Origin of the sequence: Streptomyces sp. NPDC048650 (genome assembly GCF_043199095.1) — a bacterium.
Classification (GTDB): domain Bacteria; phylum Actinomycetota; class Actinomycetes; order Streptomycetales; family Streptomycetaceae; genus Streptomyces.
In genome coordinates, this window is the sequence record NZ_JBICVM010000011.1 from 207,560 (window position 1) to 223,518 (window position 15,959).

16 protein-coding genes and 1 riboswitch are annotated in these 15,959 nt (G+C 73.7%); of the genes, 8 read left to right on the top strand and 8 right to left on the bottom strand.

All coding sequences use genetic code 11. The annotated features are described in order from the left end of the window. Positions 1-124: 124 nt before the first annotated feature. The 3 genes from ACGFML_RS28180 to ACGFML_RS28190 form a co-directional block, all read right to left on the bottom strand. Positions 125-526, bottom strand: coding sequence for a DUF3040 domain-containing protein (locus ACGFML_RS28180; RefSeq protein ID WP_393548323.1), 402 nt, complete (start codon positions 524-526; stop codon positions 125-127). Between the two features lie 259 nt (positions 527-785). Next, a complete protein-coding gene (locus tag ACGFML_RS28185; RefSeq protein WP_393548324.1) occupies positions 786-1,541 on the bottom strand; it encodes a methyltransferase in 756 nt (251 codons plus the stop codon). Between the two features lie 140 nt (positions 1,542-1,681). Next, a complete protein-coding gene (locus ACGFML_RS28190) occupies positions 1,682-2,167 on the bottom strand; it encodes an SAV_6107 family HEPN domain-containing protein (RefSeq protein WP_393548326.1) in 486 nt (161 codons plus the stop codon). A gap of 233 nt (positions 2,168-2,400) precedes the next feature. Here ACGFML_RS28190 and ACGFML_RS28195 point away from each other — a divergent pair, with 233 nt between their 5' ends. The 5 genes from ACGFML_RS28195 to ACGFML_RS28215 all read left to right on the top strand — a co-directional run bounded on the left by ACGFML_RS28195 (position 2,401) and on the right by ACGFML_RS28215 (position 8,645). Next, positions 2,401-3,219: an ATP-binding cassette domain-containing protein gene (locus tag ACGFML_RS28195; RefSeq protein WP_393548328.1), complete on the top strand. Its 819-nt coding sequence runs from the start codon at positions 2,401-2,403 to the stop codon at positions 3,217-3,219. Continuing rightward, a complete protein-coding gene (locus ACGFML_RS28200) occupies positions 3,191-5,398 on the top strand; it encodes a YhgE/Pip family protein (protein WP_393548330.1) in 2,208 nt (735 codons plus the stop codon). The genes ACGFML_RS28195 and ACGFML_RS28200 overlap by 29 nt, the downstream gene beginning before the upstream one ends. 35 nt (positions 5,399-5,433) lie before the next feature. Next, on the top strand, positions 5,434-6,048 hold the full coding sequence (locus tag ACGFML_RS28205; protein ID WP_393548331.1) for a TetR/AcrR family transcriptional regulator: 615 nt from the start codon (positions 5,434-5,436) through the stop codon (positions 6,046-6,048). Between the two features lie 388 nt (positions 6,049-6,436). Continuing rightward, positions 6,437-7,054 (top strand): DUF4126 domain-containing protein, encoded by a 618-nt coding sequence (locus tag ACGFML_RS28210; RefSeq protein ID WP_393548333.1) that lies wholly within the window; start codon positions 6,437-6,439, stop codon positions 7,052-7,054. 79 nt (positions 7,055-7,133) lie between these two features. Beyond that, on the top strand, positions 7,134-8,645 hold the full coding sequence (locus tag ACGFML_RS28215) for a phytoene desaturase family protein (RefSeq protein ID WP_393548334.1): 1,512 nt from the start codon (positions 7,134-7,136) through the stop codon (positions 8,643-8,645). A 40-nt stretch (positions 8,646-8,685) separates the two neighbouring features. Here the strand turns inward: ACGFML_RS28215 and ACGFML_RS28220 are convergent, their stop codons facing one another. The 5 genes from ACGFML_RS28220 to ACGFML_RS28240 all read right to left on the bottom strand — a co-directional run bounded on the left by ACGFML_RS28220 (position 8,686) and on the right by ACGFML_RS28240 (position 13,360). Next, positions 8,686-9,834, bottom strand: a complete 1,149-nt coding sequence (locus tag ACGFML_RS28220; RefSeq protein WP_393548336.1) for a hypothetical protein — start codon at positions 9,832-9,834, stop codon at positions 8,686-8,688. 37 nt (positions 9,835-9,871) lie between these two features. Further along, on the bottom strand, positions 9,872-10,789 hold the full coding sequence (metF, locus tag ACGFML_RS28225) for a methylenetetrahydrofolate reductase [NAD(P)H] (protein WP_393548338.1): 918 nt from the start codon (positions 10,787-10,789) through the stop codon (positions 9,872-9,874). Positions 10,790-10,909: 120 nt separating this feature from the next. After that, positions 10,910-11,569 carry a thiamine phosphate synthase gene (gene thiE / locus ACGFML_RS28230; protein WP_393548340.1) on the bottom strand — a complete coding sequence of 220 codons (660 nt, stop codon included), beginning with the start codon at positions 11,567-11,569 and terminating at the stop codon, positions 10,910-10,912. Between the two features lie 92 nt (positions 11,570-11,661). Next, complete coding sequence (locus ACGFML_RS28235) at positions 11,662-12,027, bottom strand: Rv2175c family DNA-binding protein (RefSeq protein WP_393548342.1); 366 nt, start codon at positions 12,025-12,027, stop codon at positions 11,662-11,664. A 91-nt stretch (positions 12,028-12,118) separates the two neighbouring features. Beyond that, on the bottom strand, positions 12,119-13,360 hold the full coding sequence (locus tag ACGFML_RS28240) for an NAD(P)/FAD-dependent oxidoreductase (RefSeq protein ID WP_393548343.1): 1,242 nt from the start codon (positions 13,358-13,360) through the stop codon (positions 12,119-12,121). Between the two features lie 155 nt (positions 13,361-13,515). After that, positions 13,516-13,628, top strand: a riboswitch (TPP riboswitch). On the opposite strand from ACGFML_RS28240, the gene thiO reads away from it, so the two are divergent. From thiO to ACGFML_RS28255, 3 genes are all read left to right on the top strand, one after another. Next, positions 13,626-14,843: a glycine oxidase ThiO gene (thiO, locus tag ACGFML_RS28245; RefSeq protein ID WP_393548345.1), complete on the top strand. Its 1,218-nt coding sequence runs from the start codon at positions 13,626-13,628 to the stop codon at positions 14,841-14,843. Its footprint overlaps the riboswitch before it by 3 nt. Continuing rightward, positions 14,840-15,061 carry a sulfur carrier protein ThiS gene (gene thiS, locus ACGFML_RS28250; protein WP_393548347.1) on the top strand — a complete coding sequence of 74 codons (222 nt, stop codon included), beginning with the start codon at positions 14,840-14,842 and terminating at the stop codon, positions 15,059-15,061. Before thiO ends, thiS begins: the two co-directional genes overlap by 4 nt. 8 nt (positions 15,062-15,069) lie before the next feature. Then, positions 15,070-15,864, top strand: a complete 795-nt coding sequence (locus ACGFML_RS28255) for a thiazole synthase (RefSeq protein WP_393548349.1) — start codon at positions 15,070-15,072, stop codon at positions 15,862-15,864. Positions 15,865-15,959: the final 95 nt, after the last annotated feature.

Below are 15,959 nucleotides of genomic sequence, written 5' to 3' on the forward strand. Positions count from 1 at the left end.
TGGCGCAGCGGCGGAAGCGGCACAGCGGCGGTAGCGGCGGTGGCTGCGCTGCCGCACAGCGATGCGGCCGCCCGATCCTGTCGGGCGGCCGCGAAAAGCTTGGGGCGGGGGAAGTCGGTGGGCCTCAGTGGCCCTGTTCGTCACGGCGGCGCTGCCACCGGTCCTCGATGCGGTTCATCATCGAACGCCGCTGCCGCGCCTGACGGCGTGCCGGTCCGCCCGCGGTGCCTCCGGACGCCTGCTGCTCACCTGGTTTGGGGGCTTTACGCCATCCGGTGACCGCCAGCACCGCGCAGCCGAGCATCACGAGGAAGCCCACCACGCTGATCCAGATCTGTTGCGCGACCATTCCGGCCATGAGCAGGCCGATACCCACCAGGAAGCCCACGACCGCTTGGTAGACCCGTCGCCGGGTGTACGTACGCAGCCCGCTTCCCTCAAGCGCTGTCGCGAACTTGGGATCTTCGGCGTACAGCGCTCGCTCCATTTGCTCGAGCATGCGCTGCTCGTGCTCCGAGAGCGGCACGGAGTCCTCCTACTCGTCGGTCGCGGGGGGCGACCGGGGTGCGACCCTTTCAGGATAGGCAGGGATTCGTCCCCGTGAAACCCGCCCCTCAACGCCAGTTCACTGCTCCGGGCCGCCACGGCGGCGGCGTGATGCTGCCTGCATTCCCCACCCGCCCTTCCGTCATGCCGGAACGTCGTACCCCGATCATACGGGGAGAAGGGGCCGATCGGGTGTCCTGTGGCCGACTGCACGCGGTGATCGTGCGAGCTCCGCAGCGTCAGCCGCGCTCGGCGAGGACGTGCAGCTGGGTGGCCACGGAGTGGAAGGCGGGCTGCTCGGAGGCGGCCGCCTCCAGCTTCAGGAGGGCCTCCACGGCGCCCGGCTCGGTGTCGACCAGCACGCCGGGGACGAGGTCGGCGAAGACCCGCACTCCGTGCACCGCGCCGACCTGGAGGCCGGTAGCGGCGACCAGGCCGGTGAGCTGCTCGGCGGTGAACCGGCGGGGCACCGGGTCGCCCTCGCCCCAGCTACCGGTGGGGTCGGTGAGGGCGTGCCGGGCCTCGGTGAAGTGGCCGGCCAGGGCGCGGGCCAGTACGGCGCCGCCCAGGCCCGCGGCGAGCAGGCTGAGGGTGCCGGCCGGGCGCAGGGCGTCGACGGCGTTGCGGACGCCCTCGGCCGGGTCGTCGACGTACTCCAGGACGCCGTGGCACAGGACGGCGTCGTAGCCGCCGCGCTCGACCACGTCGAAGAGGCCGTGGGCGTCGCCCTGGACCGCGCGCACCCGGTCCTCGACGCCCGCCTCCGCGGCCCGGCGCTCCAGGGCGAAGAGGGCGTTGGGGCTGGGGTCGACGACGGTGACGTGGTGGCCGAGGAGGGCCACCGGCACGGCGAAGTTGCCGGTGCCGCCGCCGGTGTCCAGGACGTCCAGGGCATCGCGCCCGGCGGTCTTGACCCGGCGCTCCAGGGCGTCCTTGAGGACCTCCCAGACCACGGCGGTACGAAGGGAGGCGCGGGGGCGCAGCGGGTCAGACACGGCGGGTGGCTCCTCGGCGGGGGCATGAACATCCAGTCGCTCACCACCCTATTGCGTCGCGCACCGTCCGCGGCCTGCGGCATCGCCGGTGCGGGGGCGGCGCCCGCGGACGCCGCCCCGGCACGCGGCCGCCGTCCGTGTCAGCCGGCCCGCTGCGGGGGAAGCGACGCCTGGAGCAGCAGCATGCGCTCCACCAGGCGCAGGAACATCTCCACGTCGCGCAGGAGGTCGTCGGCATCGCGACGGCTGGCCGCGCCGGCTATCCCCGCCTCGGCCTTGGCCCGGCGGGCGGCGCCGGAGGCGAACAGGGCGCTCCACTCGGTGAGTTCGGGGGCGACCTCGGGGAGCACCTCCCAGGCGCTGCGGATCCTTCCCCTACCGCTTCGCGTGGTCTCGGGCCGGCCGCGCACGGCGAGCACGGCGGCCGCGGTGCGCAGGGCGGCCAGATGGGCGGTGGCGAACCGCTCGTTGGGCATCTCCAGGGCTGCCGCCTCATCGAGGCCGTGCCGGGCCTGGGCGAGCAGGTCGAGGGCGGCGGGCGGGGCCGCCGCCCGCCGGAGGACGGGGTGGACATCGCTCGGGGGACCGTACGCAGCGGAGCTGCCCTTGGTGGGACGGGCTGCCATGACGAACCTCCTGTCGTCGCATGCCGGTTCGCACCGAATGCCGATTCGGGACCGTATGCCCCCATCGTGAGGTACACCACTGACAATCGTCGCTGACCTGCACTTTCGTCGGAAAGCGGGCAGCCGTGCGGCGACTTGGCGGCCGGTCGGCGGCGAATTTCGCCACCCTCTTGCGCGAGGGGGGGTGTGGCGCCGATACTTTTTGAACTGACCGGTCAGTTCAAGGAGGGATCGTGGACAGCACCCCGCACGGGGCGGCGGTCACGGCCGCGGGATTCGGGGTCCGGGGCCCCCGCGGTTGGGCGTGCAGGAACATCGACATCACGGCGGCCCCCGGCTCGCTGATCGCCGTCCAGGGTCCGTCGGGCTCGGGCCGCACCTGCCTGCTGCTCGCGCTCACCGGGCGGATGAAGTCCGCCGAGGGCACCGCCGAGGTCGGCGGACTGCCGCTCCCCAAGAAGATAGCCGCGGTCCGTTCCGTCACCGCAATCACCCACGTCCCCGGGGTCGCCGAGCTCGACCCCGCGCTGACCGTGGGCGAGCATCTGCGCGAACGCGCCCTGCTGCAGGGCCGGTTCGGCGGCTCACTGCGGGCACTGCTGCGGCCCCGGCGGGAGCGCCGGGCCGAGGCCCGCGCCCTGGTGGACGACGCGCTCGCGACGGCCGGGCTCGACCTGGAGTCGCTGCCCAAGGGGATCCGCACCTCCGTCCGCGACCTGGAACGGCTGGAGGCGCTGCGGCTGTCGGTGGCGCTGGCGCTGATCGGCGGCCCGCGGCTGCTGGCCGTGGACGACACCGACCTGAAGCTGTCCGACGACGAGCGGCGCCGGGCCTGGGCCATGCTGCGCGGCCTGACGGCGGCCGGCACGACGGTGCTCGCGGTGTGCAGCGAGCCGCCGGAGGGCGGGGCGGCGGCCGGGGACGTGGTGCTGGTGCGTACCGGCAGCCCCGCCGGCCCGGACGAGGTTCACGACACGGTGCACGACGACACAACGGTGCACGACGACACAGAGGGGGCGGCCGATGCGCTCGCCGAAACTGGCCGCGCTTGAGCTGAAGCGGTTCGGGAGGGGAAAGCTGCCGCGCGCCGCACTGGCCGCGCTGCTGCTGCTGCCGCTGCTGTACGGCGCGCTGTACCTGTGGTCCTTCTGGGACCCGTACGGGCGGCTGGACAAGATCCCGGTCGCGTTGGTCAACGAGGACAGGGGCGCCGCCGTCGACGGCAAGCGCATCTCGGCGGGCGACGGCATCGTCGAGGGGCTGGCCGACAGCGACACCTTCGACTGGCGCCCGGTGGACGCCAAGGAGGCCGCCCGGGGCGTCGAGGACGGCTCGTACTACCTCTCGCTGTCCATCCCCGCGGACTTCAGCAGGCGGGTCGCCTCCAGCTCCGGTGACCACCCGGAGACCGGCGCCCTGAAGGTGCGCACGAACGACGCGAACAACTACATCGTCGGGCAGATCTCCCGGACGGTGTTCTCCGAGGTGCGTTCGGCGGCCTCGACCAAGTCCTCGCGCACCTTCCTGGACAAGATCTTCGTCTCGTTCTCCACGCTGCACGGCAGGACCGAGGAAGCCGCCGACGGCGCCGACAAGCTCCGGAACGGCATCGGTCGGGCCAAGGACGGCAGCGGCGAACTGGCCGACGGCCTGGGCACCGCGAAGGACGGCAGCGGCAGGCTCGTCCAGGGGCTGGGCGACCTGGACGCGGGCGCCGGACGACTCAGCCGGGGCAGTTCCGACCTCGCCCGGGGAGCCGGTACGGCCGCCGAGGGATCGCGCCGACTGGCGGACGGATCCGGGCAGGTGGCCCGCGGGACCCAGCAGCTGGCCGACACCGTCAACGGAGTCGTCGGCAAGGTGGGGCCCTTCGTCCGGGCACACGGCAAGGAGATCGGCGAGGCGGCACAGCTCGTCGCCGACGGTTCGCAGGCGGTCCGCGACCACCTGGACAGACTTCCCGCCGCCGCCTCCACCGGGGCGCGCCTCTCCCGGGGCATCTCCGACCACCTCGCCACGTACTACCGGCTGCGCTGCGACAGCGGGGTCACGCTCGACACCTCCTGCGCCGAGCTGAAGAGGATGACCGGACAGGCGGCCGCCGCGGCGGACAAGGCCGAAGAGGTCAGCGGCTACGTCCACGACGAGAAGAACCTCGACCGGCTGGGCCGCGACCTGGACACCCTGCACTCCCTGGCCGCCGAGCTGGCCACGCGCGGACCGAGGCTGGGCGCCGACATGGACGCCGCGGTCAAGAAGATCAACGATCTCAACGACGGCGCGCACAAGGTCTCCGCGGGCGCCCGCAAGCTGGCCGCGGGCAACGCCCGGCTGGCCACCGGAGCGGACCGGCTCGACGACGGCGCACAACAGCTGCACGACGGCACCGGCCGCGCCGCCACCGGGATGGGCGACCTCGACTCCGGCGTGGGCAGGCTAGAGAACGGTGCGCACACGCTGAAGGGCGGCCTGTTCAAGCTCTCCGACGGCTCGCAGAAGCTGGCCGGCGGGCTGCACGACGGGGCGCGGCAGATCCCCGACTACGGCAAGAAGGACCGCGACGCACGCACCAAGGTGATGTCCGACCCGGTCCAGCTGGCATCGGACTCCGCCCACAAGGCGCCGAACTACGGCACCGGCTTCGCCCCGTACTTCATCCCCCTGTCCCTGTGGGTCGGTGCGATGGTGGCCTACATGCTGATCCAGCCGCTCAACCGGCGGGCCCTGGCGATGGGCGCCTCCTCCTGGCGGGTGGCGTTGTCCGGCTGGCTGCCGGTGGTCGGTATCGGGGTGCTGCAGACCGCGGCGCTGATGTCCGTGCTGCACTTCGCGCTCGGGCTCGAGATGGCGCGGTCGGCCGGCACGATCGGCTTCCTCGTGCTGGTCACGGCCTGCTTCTCGGCGATCGTGCAGTGGCTGAACGCGCAGTTCGGACCGGCCGGCCGGATTCTGGTGCTGGCGCTGCTGATGCTCCAGCTGACGTCGGCGGGCGGCACCTACCCGGTGCAGACCAGTCCGGGTTTCTTCGGCGCCATCCACCCCTATCTGCCGATGAGTTACATCGTCGAGGGCCTGCGCCGGCTCATCACCGGGGGCGGTCTCGCACCCGTGTGGCAGGGCGGTCTCGTCCTCGCCGCCTTCACCGCCGGCGCGCTCGCGCTGACCGCTCTGTCGGCGCGCGGCCGCCAGGTCGTGCGGATGAAGGACCTGCATCCGGAGCTGAGCCTGTGAGCGCGCGCCGGCCGGGGACCGGCACAATCGCCCCCATGGACAGCTCCACTACACGCCGCGATGCCACCCGTCGCAAACTCTTCGAGGCCGCGGTCACGCTCATCGCCGAACAGGGCTTCTCGTCCACCACGGTGGACGAGATCGCCGAGCGGGCGGGCGTCGCGAAGGGCACCGTCTACTACAACTTCGCGAGCAAGAACGTCCTCTTCGAGGAGCTGCTGCGGCACGGCATCGAGCTGCTGGCGAGCTCCTTGCAGGACGCCGCCGACGAGGTGACCGGCCGGGGCGGCAGCGAGATCAACGCGCTGGACGCCATGATCCGGGCCGGGCTGGAGTTCATCTCCACGTACCCGGCGCTGACCCAGCTCTACGTCGCCGAACTGTGGCGCACCAACCGGGCCTGGCAGTCCACGCTGATGGTCGTGCGCGGGCGGGCCATCACGGTCGTGGAGGGCGTCCTGCGGAAGGCGGTGGCCGCCGGGGAGCTGAGCGAGGAGATCGATATCCCGCTGACCGCGTCGGCGCTGTTCGGGATGGTCCTGGTGGCCGCCCTGGACTGGCAGTCCTACCAGCCGGACCGGTCGATCGACGACGTCCACGCGGCGCTGTCGCGACTCCTCCAGGGGAGGGTCACCGGCCGCCCCGAGTGAGCCGGGGTGGTGCGCGCCGTAGGGTCATTTCCGGCGCGCACCCGTACGGGTCCGCGGCTGCGCACAAAAGAGTGCGCCGCCCTGGCCAGGATCGTTCCCCCGCCGATCCGACCAGGACAGCGCTTCCCCCGTGCTCCCCCGTGCTCCCCCGTGGAGCCCCCGTACGTTCCCCCGTACTTCCCCCGTCACGGCCGGGAGCCGCGCCGCTCCGCCGCCCCGTGTCGGCGGTGCGGCGCCGCTTCCCTGCCGTGGTCCCCACTCTTCCCTCCGGGCGGCGCCGGGCCCATCCGCGTACCTACTCATCTCGGCGGCTGAGTACGGGTACTCACGCCTGAGCACCTGACACCGGCGGTGCCCCGGGCCCCCGCTCCGGCCTACGATCTCCTGCGTGTCCGTACTCCCGTTGGTCTTCACCAGTGGCTGGGCGAGCGGGATCAACGCCTATGCCGTCGTCCTGCTCCTCGGCCTGCTCGGCGCCACCGGCGCCACCGACGAGGTGCCCGCCGCGCTGCAGCGCCCCGATGTGCTGATCGCGGCCGCGGTGCTCTTCGTGTGCGAAGCCGTCGCCGACAAAGTGCCCTACGTGGACTCGGTGTGGGACGCCGCCCACACGGTGGTCCGGCCCGTCGCGGGCGGCGTCGTGGCGGCGCTGCTGGCCGGGCACGACGGCTCGCTGCCGCAGCTGGCGGCCGGCGCGGTGGGCGGTGCCACGGCACTGCTGAGCCATCTCGTCAAGGCGGGCACGCGGATCGCGGTCAACACCTCGCCGGAGCCCGCGAGCAACATCGTGCTGAGCCTGGCCGAGGATCTGGGCGTCGCGGGGCTCATCGCCTTCGCCGTCTTCCACCCGGTGATCGCGGCGGGCATCGCGGCGGCGCTGCTGATCGGCGGCATCACGCTGGTGATCTTCATGTGGTCGCGGATCCGCCGGTTCCTGCGCCGCCGGCGGGCCCGCCGCGCGGAGCGGCGGCCGGCCACGGCGGACGCCGTACCGCCGACGGGCTGAGCCGGGGCCGGGCGGGAGCACCGCGCGGGACGCCCCGGCCCCGCGGGCGTTGTCAGCGGTGCCGGATAAAGTCGCAGGCATGGCACGGATTGCGGTGATCGGCGCCGGGATGGGCGCGATGGCGGCCGCTGCCCGGCTGGCCGTCGCGGGCCACCGGGTGGCGGTGTACGAGCGCGGTGCAACGCACGGCGGCGCACTGGGGCGGTACGCACGGGACGGTTTCACCTTCGACACGGGGCCGGGCCTGCTGCATCTGCCCGCCGTCTACCGCGATCTGTTCGTCAAGACCGGCCGGGAGCCGCTGGAGAGCTGCGTCGAGCTGGCGCAGGTCGATCCCGCAAGCCGCCATGTCTTCGCGGACGGCACCTCGGCCCCACTGCCCAACGCCTCCCGGGCCGGCGTGATCGAGGCCCTGGACGCAGCGCTGGGCGCCGGCGCGGGCGAGCGCTGGAGCGCGTTGGTCGGCCGCGCCCGCGAGGCGTGGGACGCCACCCGTCGCCCGCTCCTGGAGGAACCGCTGTGGCCGGACTGGCGGGTGCTGGGGCGGGATCCGTATCCGGCCCTCCGCCGGCGCGGGCTGTTCGGGCGCGGCAGGGGCCCCACGACCGCCACGCTCGCCGAGGTGGCGCGCCGCGAGCTGACCGACCCCCGGCTGATCGCCCTGCTGGAGAGCCATGCGCTGGCGTACGGCTTCGACCCGCGCAGCGCGCCCGCCGGTGCCGCCGTGCTCCCGTACATGGAGCAGACCTTCGGGAGCTGGTATCCGCGCGGCGGCATGCGGGCGCTGGCCGATGCGGTCCATGAGCGCGCTCTGGCGCGCAAGGTGGAGTTCACCTTCGGCGCCGAGGTGACGGGGATCGTGGAGAAGGACGGCAGGGCGGCCGGCGTCGAGCTCGCCGACGGTCGGGTGGCGGAGGCGGAGGTCGTGGTGGCGGGCATCGATCCGGCGCGGATCGCCGGGCTGTGCCGGGGCCGGGAGCCCTGGGGCCCGGACGACGTACGCCCCGGCCCGCGGCCGGGCGACCGTGCCGCGGCCCGGCTGACGGTCTGTCTGGCGCTGCGCGGGGCGCGCCCGCAGGACGCCGTGCACCGGACGGTGGTCCACACCGCGGACCGCGGCGCGGAGCTGGCGGCCGTGTTCGGCGGCGCTCCCGGGACGCGGGACGCCGGTGCCCGGCCCACGGTGACGGTGCTGCGCCCGGACGACGCCACCACCCGGCCCGACGCGGGGCACGAGGCGGTGACCCTGACCGCGGCGGTGGCCCCGCCCGGCCCGGAGGGCCCGACCGCGGCCCTGACACAGGTCGCGGACCGGATGGCCGAGGCCGCCGAGGCGGCGGTGCCGGGCCTGCGGGAGCGGATCCTGTGGCGGGAGGTACTGCCGCCCGCAGCGGGGGAATCGGTGCCCGGACCGGCGCTGGCGGGGCAGCAGGGGCGCTTTCTCCGGCCCGGCAACCGCACCCGGATACCGGGGCTCTACGCCGTCGGCGGCCGGTCGCACCCGGGCGGCGGGCCGGCCCACGCAGGGATGTCCGGTGCCATCGTGGCGGGCCTGATCGTGAACGGCGACGACTGGCGCGGCTCGACCTGAACCCCTGACACACCGGCCGGGGCCCCGGCCGCCGGGCGGCTCAGTAGCGGTACTGCTGCTCGTCGTAGCCCTGCTGCTGGTAGGGCGGGTACGGCGGCTGCTCGGGCGGGAGCTCGCCGTCGCGCTGCTGCGGCACCCAGACGCCGTCGGGCGGTGTCCCGCCGTAGCCCTGGCCGGGGCTGCGGCCCTGGTCGTCGTACTGTCCGGCCGGGTAGGTCGACTGGCCGTAGGGATCGGGCTGCCCGTACGGGTCGTAGGGCGCGGAGTAGGGCAGGCCGTCGGCGTACGGGGCGGCGTAAGGCGCCTGCCCGCCCTGGCCGCCCTGGCCGTAGGGGTCGCCGTACGCCGCGTACGGGTCGGCGTAGGCGCCCGCCGGGGGCTCCTGGCCCGTGGCGTTCTGACCGTAACCGCCGTCGTACGCATAGCCGTTGGTGTCGCCTGCGACGTTGCCGTAGGGGTCGTACGGGGCGTAGCCGGGGTCCTGGGGGCCGCGGGCATCGGGGCTGTAGATGCCGTACTGGCCGGTCTCCTCGGGCATCGGCTGCGGGGCGTAGACGGCGCCGGTGTCGTACAGGCCCTGGCCGGCGTAGGAGTCCTGCGCGGGATACCCGACCTGCCCGTCGTAGGGGCTCTGGTACGAGTCCTGCGCGGGGTAGGAGTCCGGCGCGGGGTAGGCGTCCTGGGCGGGGTAGGCGTCCTGGGCGGGGTAGGCGTTCGCCCCCGGGTACGCGTAGGCGTCCGGTGCGCCGGAGGCGTTCTGTTCCGGGTAGGCGTCCTGGCCGCGGAAGCTGTTGGCGCCGGCGAAGACGCTCTCCTCCTCGCCCGGACCGGTGCCGTCGGTGGCCGGAACCTCCTCCAGCCCGGAGACCTGAAGGGTCGGTTCGGCCGCGGGGGCGGCGCCCGCGCGACCGCGGCGGCGCCGGCTCTCGCGCGGTTTGCCGCCCAGGGCCCAGCCGGTGGAGAACCCGCGCCGGAAGGAGAGCGTGACGTTGGTCTGGCCGACGGCGAAGGCGATCAGCCCCACCGCGATCACGATCACCTGCGGCAGGGCGACGCCGACGACCACGCCGAGGAAGCCGACGAAGGCCAGCAGCCGCCAGCGCAGCCGGGCCTTGTACTGGAGCAGCACCTCGGCCAGGAGCCAGACCGCGACGAGTCCGAATGCGATGTAGAGGATCGTCCAGCCCATATACGCCCCTCTTCCGCCGCTGTCCGGCCACCGTAGATCAGGACTGCTGGTGCAGCCCCAGATTCTCGTAGATCTCCAGGGTCGCCGTGGAGTGGTTCAGGGTAATGAAGTGCAACCCCGGAACGTCCTCGGCCATCAAGCGCGCACACAATTCCGTCGCGTACTCGATGCCAATGGAGCGTACCGCCGCCGGGTCGTCCTTGACGGCCAGAATGCGGTCGGCCAGCTCGGGCGGGAACGCAGCATTGCTGAGCTGCGCGAAGCGCTCGATCTGGCGCACGTTCGTGACGGGCATGATCTCCGGAATGATCGGCGTCGAGCAACCCGCAGCGGTGACCCGGTCGCGCAGCCGGAAGTAGTCCTCGGGGTAGAAGAACATCTGGGTGATGGCGAAGTCGGCGCCGGCCCGGCACTTGTCGACGAAGTGCGTGACGTCGGTGTCCCAGTCCGAGGAGCGGGGGTGCATCTCGGGGAAGGCGGCGACGCCCACGCAGAAGTCGCCGGACTCCTTGATCAGTCGGACCAGGTCGGCGGCGTAGTCCACGCCCTGCGGGTGGCGCACCCAGTCGCCCATCGGGTCACCGGGCGGGTCGCCGCGCAGCGCGAGCATGTTGCGGATACCGGCGTCGGCGTACTGCCCGATGACATTGCGCAGATCGGCCAGGGAGTGGTTGACGGCGGTCAGATGGGCGACCGGGGTGAGGGTGGTGTCGGTGGCGATGCGTTCGGTGGCGCGCACCGTGCCCTCACGGGAGGTGCCGCCGGCGCCGTACGTCACGGAGACGAAGGTCGGGGAGACGGCCTCGATCCGGCGAATGGCGTTCCACAGGGTCCGCTCGCCCTTCTCGGTCTTCGGGGCGGCGAACTCGAACGAATACGACTGCTTGCCGGAAGCCAGCAGCTCGCGCACGGTGCGTGCGCGATCAGTCCTGGTGGAAGCTGTACCTAGGGCCATACGGGCAGGTTAACCAGAGGCCCGGCGCACACCAACCGGCGGACGCATTTGTCCACCCGTTGGACATCTTCCCGGCCACCAGCCGTCCGGAATTCGCCTCCCGGCCCACCCGCGGGCCCGCTAGGACGCCTGGGCGCCCCAGGTGCGGATCCGCTTCGCCAGCTCCGCGGCGGCCGTGCCCGGGTCGTCGGCCTCGGTGATCGCCCGTACGACCACGACGCGACGGGCGCCGGCCTCCAGGACGTCGTCGAGATTGCCGGCATCGATCCCGCCGATCGCGAACCAGGGGCGCTCGGGGGCGCGCCCGGCGGCGTATCGGACCAGATCGAGGCCGGGGGCGTGGCGGCCGGGCTTGGTGGGGGTGGGCCAGCACGGGCCCGTGCAGAAGTAGTCCACTCCCGGCTCGGCCATTGCAGCGTCCACCTCGGCCTCGGCGTGGGTGGAGCGGCCGAGGAGGACGTCCTGGCCGAGGACGGCGCGGGCCGCCGGTACCGGGAGGTCGCCCTGGCCCAGGTGCAGCACCTGGCTGCCGATGGCGTGGGCGACGTCCGCGCGGTCGTTGACCGCCAGCAGCTTGCCGTGCCGCCGGCAGGCGTCCGCGAAGACCTCCAGGTGGCGCAGCTCCTCGCCGGCCTCCATGCCCTTGTCGCGCAGCTGGACGATGTCCACGCCCGAGGCGAGCACCGCGTCCAGGAACTGCGCCAGGTCGCCCTGCCGCTTCCGGGCGTCCGTGCAGAGGTACAGCCGGGCGTCGGACAGGGCCTGTCGTGCGGTGGTCATCGGGCGGTCTTCCCCCAGATCGGGGGCGTATGGGCCGGAGCTCCGGCCCATACGCCCCAAGGATGCGGTTTACGGATTCGGGTGCGGTGGCGTCAGACGGCGAGCGCCTGCGCCCGGCGCTTCACCTCCGTGCCGCGGTTCTCGCGCAGCGCCTGCGCCGGGGTGCCGGGCAGGGTTTCGTCGGGCGTGAAGAGCCATTCCAGCATCTCGTCGTCGGCGAAGCCGTCGTCGCGCAGCAGGGTCAGGGTGCCGACGAGGCCCTTGACGACCTTGCCGTCCTGGATGAAATCGGCGGGCACATGGAGCGCCCTGTTCTCGCCGCGGCGCACCGCGATCAGCTGGCCCTCCTTGACCAGCTGCCGGACCCGCGTCACTGCGATGCCGAATTCTTCGGCGATGTCGGGGAGGGTGAGCCAGGCGGGAACGAGTCCATCGATGTTTGCGTCAATCTCGGTCACAGGACAAGCGTGCCACCTCGGACTGACAGCCGGTAGCCGGGATCGCCGTCCGGGCCGTCCGGCACCCCGGAGGGTGATGCCGCGCACCCGGTCAGCGCGCCGCCGCCTTCAGCGGAAGGGTGGCGTCCGCGGCGCGGTCGCGGTCGAGGGCGGCGCCCTTCTCGATGAGTTTGCGCCCCTGGGCCAGGTCGCGGGGGCGGCCGACCGCGAGCAGGGCGGCCAGCCGGTTCTCGCGCAGCCACAGCACGGCCCAGGAGGCACCGGCCGGGTCGCCGCGCCAGATCGTCTCGTCGGCGCCCTCGTGGTGGCCCGCGTACTGCACGAACCGCCCGAACTGCTCGGACCAGAAGTACGGGACCGGGTCGTAGACCACGCCCTCCGCGGCGCCGCGCGTGATGTTCTCGGCGACCGTACGGGGGCCCTGGAGGGCGTTGTCCCAGTGGTGGATCAGCAGCCGGCGGCCGTAGCGGGCCGACGGGAAGGAGGCGCAGTCGCCGACCGCGAAGACGTCGGGGACGGAGGTGCGCAGCTGGTCGTCGGCCAGTACGGAGCCGTCCTGCGGCGAGAGGGCCACGCCGGAGCCGGCCAGCCAGGCGGTCGCGGGGCGGGCACCGATGCCGACGACCACGGCGTCGGCGGGGAGGGTGGTGCCGTCGGCGAGGGCGACCTCGCCGGAGGAGACGGCGGCGACCCGGGTACCGGTGCGCAGCTCGGCGCCGGCGTCCGCGTACCAGGCGGTCATTCGGTCGGCGACCTCGGCGGGCAGCGCACCGGCCAGCGGGCGGTCGGCGGCCTCGACGACGGTGACCGTGGAGCCCGCCTCGCGGGCCGCGGTGGCGAATTCGGCGCCGATCCAGCCCGCGCCGACGACCACGACCCGCTGCCGGGCGGCGAGCACCGACCGCAGCCGCTCGGCGTCGTCGAGGGTGCGCAGCAGGTGGACGCCGGCCCGGCCCTCGCTGCCGGGCAGCAGGACGGGGTCGGCGCCGGTGGCGAGCACCGCGTGGTCGTAGGCGATCGGGCCCTCGGCCGTGTCCATCTCGTGGGCGCCGGGGCGCAGGGCGGTGACCGGGCGGCCGAGGTGCAGATCGATACCGAGGGCGGCGAAGTCGATGTCGAAGGTGGCGCCGTCGGCCGTGCCGAGCAGCAGTGCCTTGGACAGCGGGGGGCGGTCGTAGGGCTGGTGCGGCTCGTCGCCGAGCAGGGTGATCGCACCGCGCCAGCCCGCCTCGCGCAGGGCGACCGCGGTCTGCACGCCGGCGATTCCCGCGCCGGCGATCACGACGCGCGGCGTGTGGTCAGGGTCCTGGGAGGACTTGCTCTGCTCGCTCACCCGATCACTGTAGGACGGTGGGAGAGGCCGCCCGCAGCACCGCGCAAGGAGATCTCTGACACAGCGTCACGGACGGTGACGCCCCGGACCGGGCCCGGGGGCGCTGTCCCATGGCGCCTTACGGCGCGTCGCGGACCCGTATTAGGGTGACGGGCACACGCACTCGCGGGAGCCCGGACGCACCGGGCTGAGAGGGAGGCTGGCCGGCCTCCGACCGTACGAACCTGATCCGGGTCATGCCGGCGAAGGGAGGGGCTGGACGCCCATGCATCCACCTGCGACACGCTCCGCATCAGCCACGGGCCACCCTGACGTCCTGGTCATCGGGGGCGGCATCATCGGTCTGGTCACCGCCTGGCGGGCGGCCGGCCGCGGTCTGACCGTCGCGGTCGCCGACCCCGATCCCGGTGGCGGCGCCGCCTGGGTGGCGGCCGGCATGCTGGCCGCGGTCACCGAACTCCACTACGGCGAGGAGGTCCTGCTCGGCCTCAATCTGGCCTCCGCGCGGCGCTATCCGGACTTCGCCGCCGAGCTGGAGGAGGCGAGCGGGCAGCAGACCGGCTACCGGCGGTGCGGCACGCTGGCCGTGGCGCTGGACGCCGACGACCGTGCCCATCTGCGCGAACTGCACGCGCTGCAGAACCGCTCCGGACTGGACTCGCAGTGGCTGACCGGGCGCGAGTGCCGCCGTCTGGAGCCGATGCTGGCCCCCGGGATCCGGGGCGGGCTCCGGGTCGACGGCGACCATCAGGTCGACCCACGGCGGCTGGCGAGCGCGCTGCTGGTCGCGTGCGAGCGGGCCGGGGTGGTCTTCCACCGCTCCCGGGCGGAGCGGCTGACGGTCGACGGCGGGCGCGCCTCGGGTGCCGAACTCGCCGGGGGCACCCGGCTGCCGGCCGGTCAGGTCGTGCTGGCCGCGGGCAGTGACAGCGGGCGGCTGGCCGGGGTGCCGCAGGCGGTGCTGCCGCCGGTGCGGCCCGTCAAGGGGCAGTTGCTGCGGCTGCGGCTGCCGCGGGTGCCGGCCGGGAGCCCCCCGTTCCTGTCGCGCACCGTACGGGCCGTCGTGCGGGGCAATCCGCTCTATCTGGTGCCCCGGGAGAACGGCGAGCTGGTCGTGGGGGCCACCAGCGAGGAGCTGGGCTGGGACACCACGGTCACCGCGGGCGGCGTCTACGAGCTGCTGCGCGACGCCCACGAGCTGGTCCCGGGCATCACGGAGCTGCCGCTGGTGGAGACCTGCGCCGGACTGCGGCCCACCTCCCCCGACAACGCGCCGCTGCTCGGACCGACCGACCTGCCCGGCCTGCACCTGGCCACCGGGCACTTCCGCAACGGCGTGCTGCTGACGCCCGTCACCGGCGAGGTGATGGCCGAGGTGCTGGCCGGCGGGAGCCTTCCGGACGAGGCCCGCCCCTTCTCCCCCGCGCGCTTCACCGCCCACCGGGCCGAGCACGCCCACGTCCCAGAGGAGCAGCCCGTATGAGTGCCCCCCCTTCCACGGTGTCCGTGTCGGTCAACGGCGAATCCCGCCGGATCCCCGGGGACCTGACCCTCGACCGTCTCGTCGCGACGCTGACCCGGGCGTCCGCCGGGGTCGCCGCCGCGGTCAACGAGACGGTGGTGCCGCGCACCCAGTGGCCCACCACCCCGCTCGGCGACGGCGACCGCGTCGAGGTGCTCACCGCGGTCCAGGGAGGCTGATCCGGAACATGGCGGACGATCTGCTCACCATCGGTGACACCACCTTCACGTCCCGGCTGATCATGGGCACCGGGGGCGCGCCCAGCCTCGACGTCATGGAGCGGGCGCTGCTCGCCTCCGGTACGGAACTGACCACGGTCGCCATGCGGCGGCTGGACCCGACCGTGCAGGGCTCGGTGCTGTCCGTGCTGCGGCGGCACGCGATCCGGGTGCTGCCGAACACCGCGGGGTGCTTCACGGCGGGCGAGGCGGTGCTCACCGCCCGGCTGGCCCGGGAGGCGCTCGGTACGGACTGGGTCAAGCTCGAGGTGGTCGCCGACGAACGCACCCTGCTGCCCGATCCCGTCGAGCTGTTGGACGCCGCCGAAACCCTGGTGGACGACGGTTTCACGGTGCTGCCGTACACGAACGACGATCCGGTGCTGGCCCGGAGGCTGGAGGAGGCGGGCTGCGCCGCGATCATGCCGCTGGGCTCGCCGATCGGGTCGGGCCTGGGCATCCGCAACCCGCACAACTTCCAGCTGATCACGGAGCGGGCGGGCGTTCCCGTCATCCTGGACGCGGGTGCGGGCACCGCATCGGATGCCGCGCTCGCCATGGAGCTGGGCTGTGCGGCGGTGATGCTGGCGTCCGCGGTGACCCGGGCGCAGGAGCCGGAGCTGATGGCCGAGGCGATGCGGCACGCGGTCGACGCCGGACGGCTGGCGTACCGGGCGGGCCGGATCCCGCGCCGCCACTTCGCGCACGCGTCCTCGCCGGCGGAGGGCGTCGCGGCGCTGGACCCGGAGCGGCCCGCCTTCTAGACGGCGGACGGGTACACCCTCGCCGGGTACCCCCTGGGGGTGCACCCGGCGAGGTCTGTGGGTGCGGCGCATCCGGGCGACCCCCTCTCCCGGCA

What these genes read in the sequence shown, in the direction of transcription:
- ACGFML_RS28205 (WP_393548331.1), top strand. Translation starts at nt 5,434, where the DNA reads ATGGACAGCTCCACTACACGCCGCGATGCCACCCGTCGCAAACTCTTC.
- thiO (WP_393548345.1), top strand. Translation starts at nt 13,626, where the DNA reads ATGCATCCACCTGCGACACGCTCCGCATCAGCCACGGGCCACCCTGAC.
- thiS (WP_393548347.1), top strand. Translation starts at nt 14,840, where the DNA reads ATGAGTGCCCCCCCTTCCACGGTGTCCGTGTCGGTCAACGGCGAATCC.
- ACGFML_RS28190 (WP_393548326.1), bottom strand. Translation starts at nt 2,167, where the DNA reads ATGGCAGCCCGTCCCACCAAGGGCAGCTCCGCTGCGTACGGTCCCCCG.
- ACGFML_RS28200 (WP_393548330.1), top strand. Translation starts at nt 3,191, where the DNA reads ATGCGCTCGCCGAAACTGGCCGCGCTTGAGCTGAAGCGGTTCGGGAGG.
- metF (WP_393548338.1), bottom strand. Translation starts at nt 10,789, where the DNA reads ATGGCCCTAGGTACAGCTTCCACCAGGACTGATCGCGCACGCACCGTG.
- thiE (WP_393548340.1), bottom strand. Translation starts at nt 11,569, where the DNA reads ATGACCACCGCACGACAGGCCCTGTCCGACGCCCGGCTGTACCTCTGC.
- ACGFML_RS28220 (WP_393548336.1), bottom strand. Translation starts at nt 9,834, where the DNA reads ATGGGCTGGACGATCCTCTACATCGCATTCGGACTCGTCGCGGTCTGG.
- ACGFML_RS28215 (WP_393548334.1), top strand. Translation starts at nt 7,134, where the DNA reads ATGGCACGGATTGCGGTGATCGGCGCCGGGATGGGCGCGATGGCGGCC.
- ACGFML_RS28255 (WP_393548349.1), top strand. Translation starts at nt 15,070, where the DNA reads ATGGCGGACGATCTGCTCACCATCGGTGACACCACCTTCACGTCCCGG.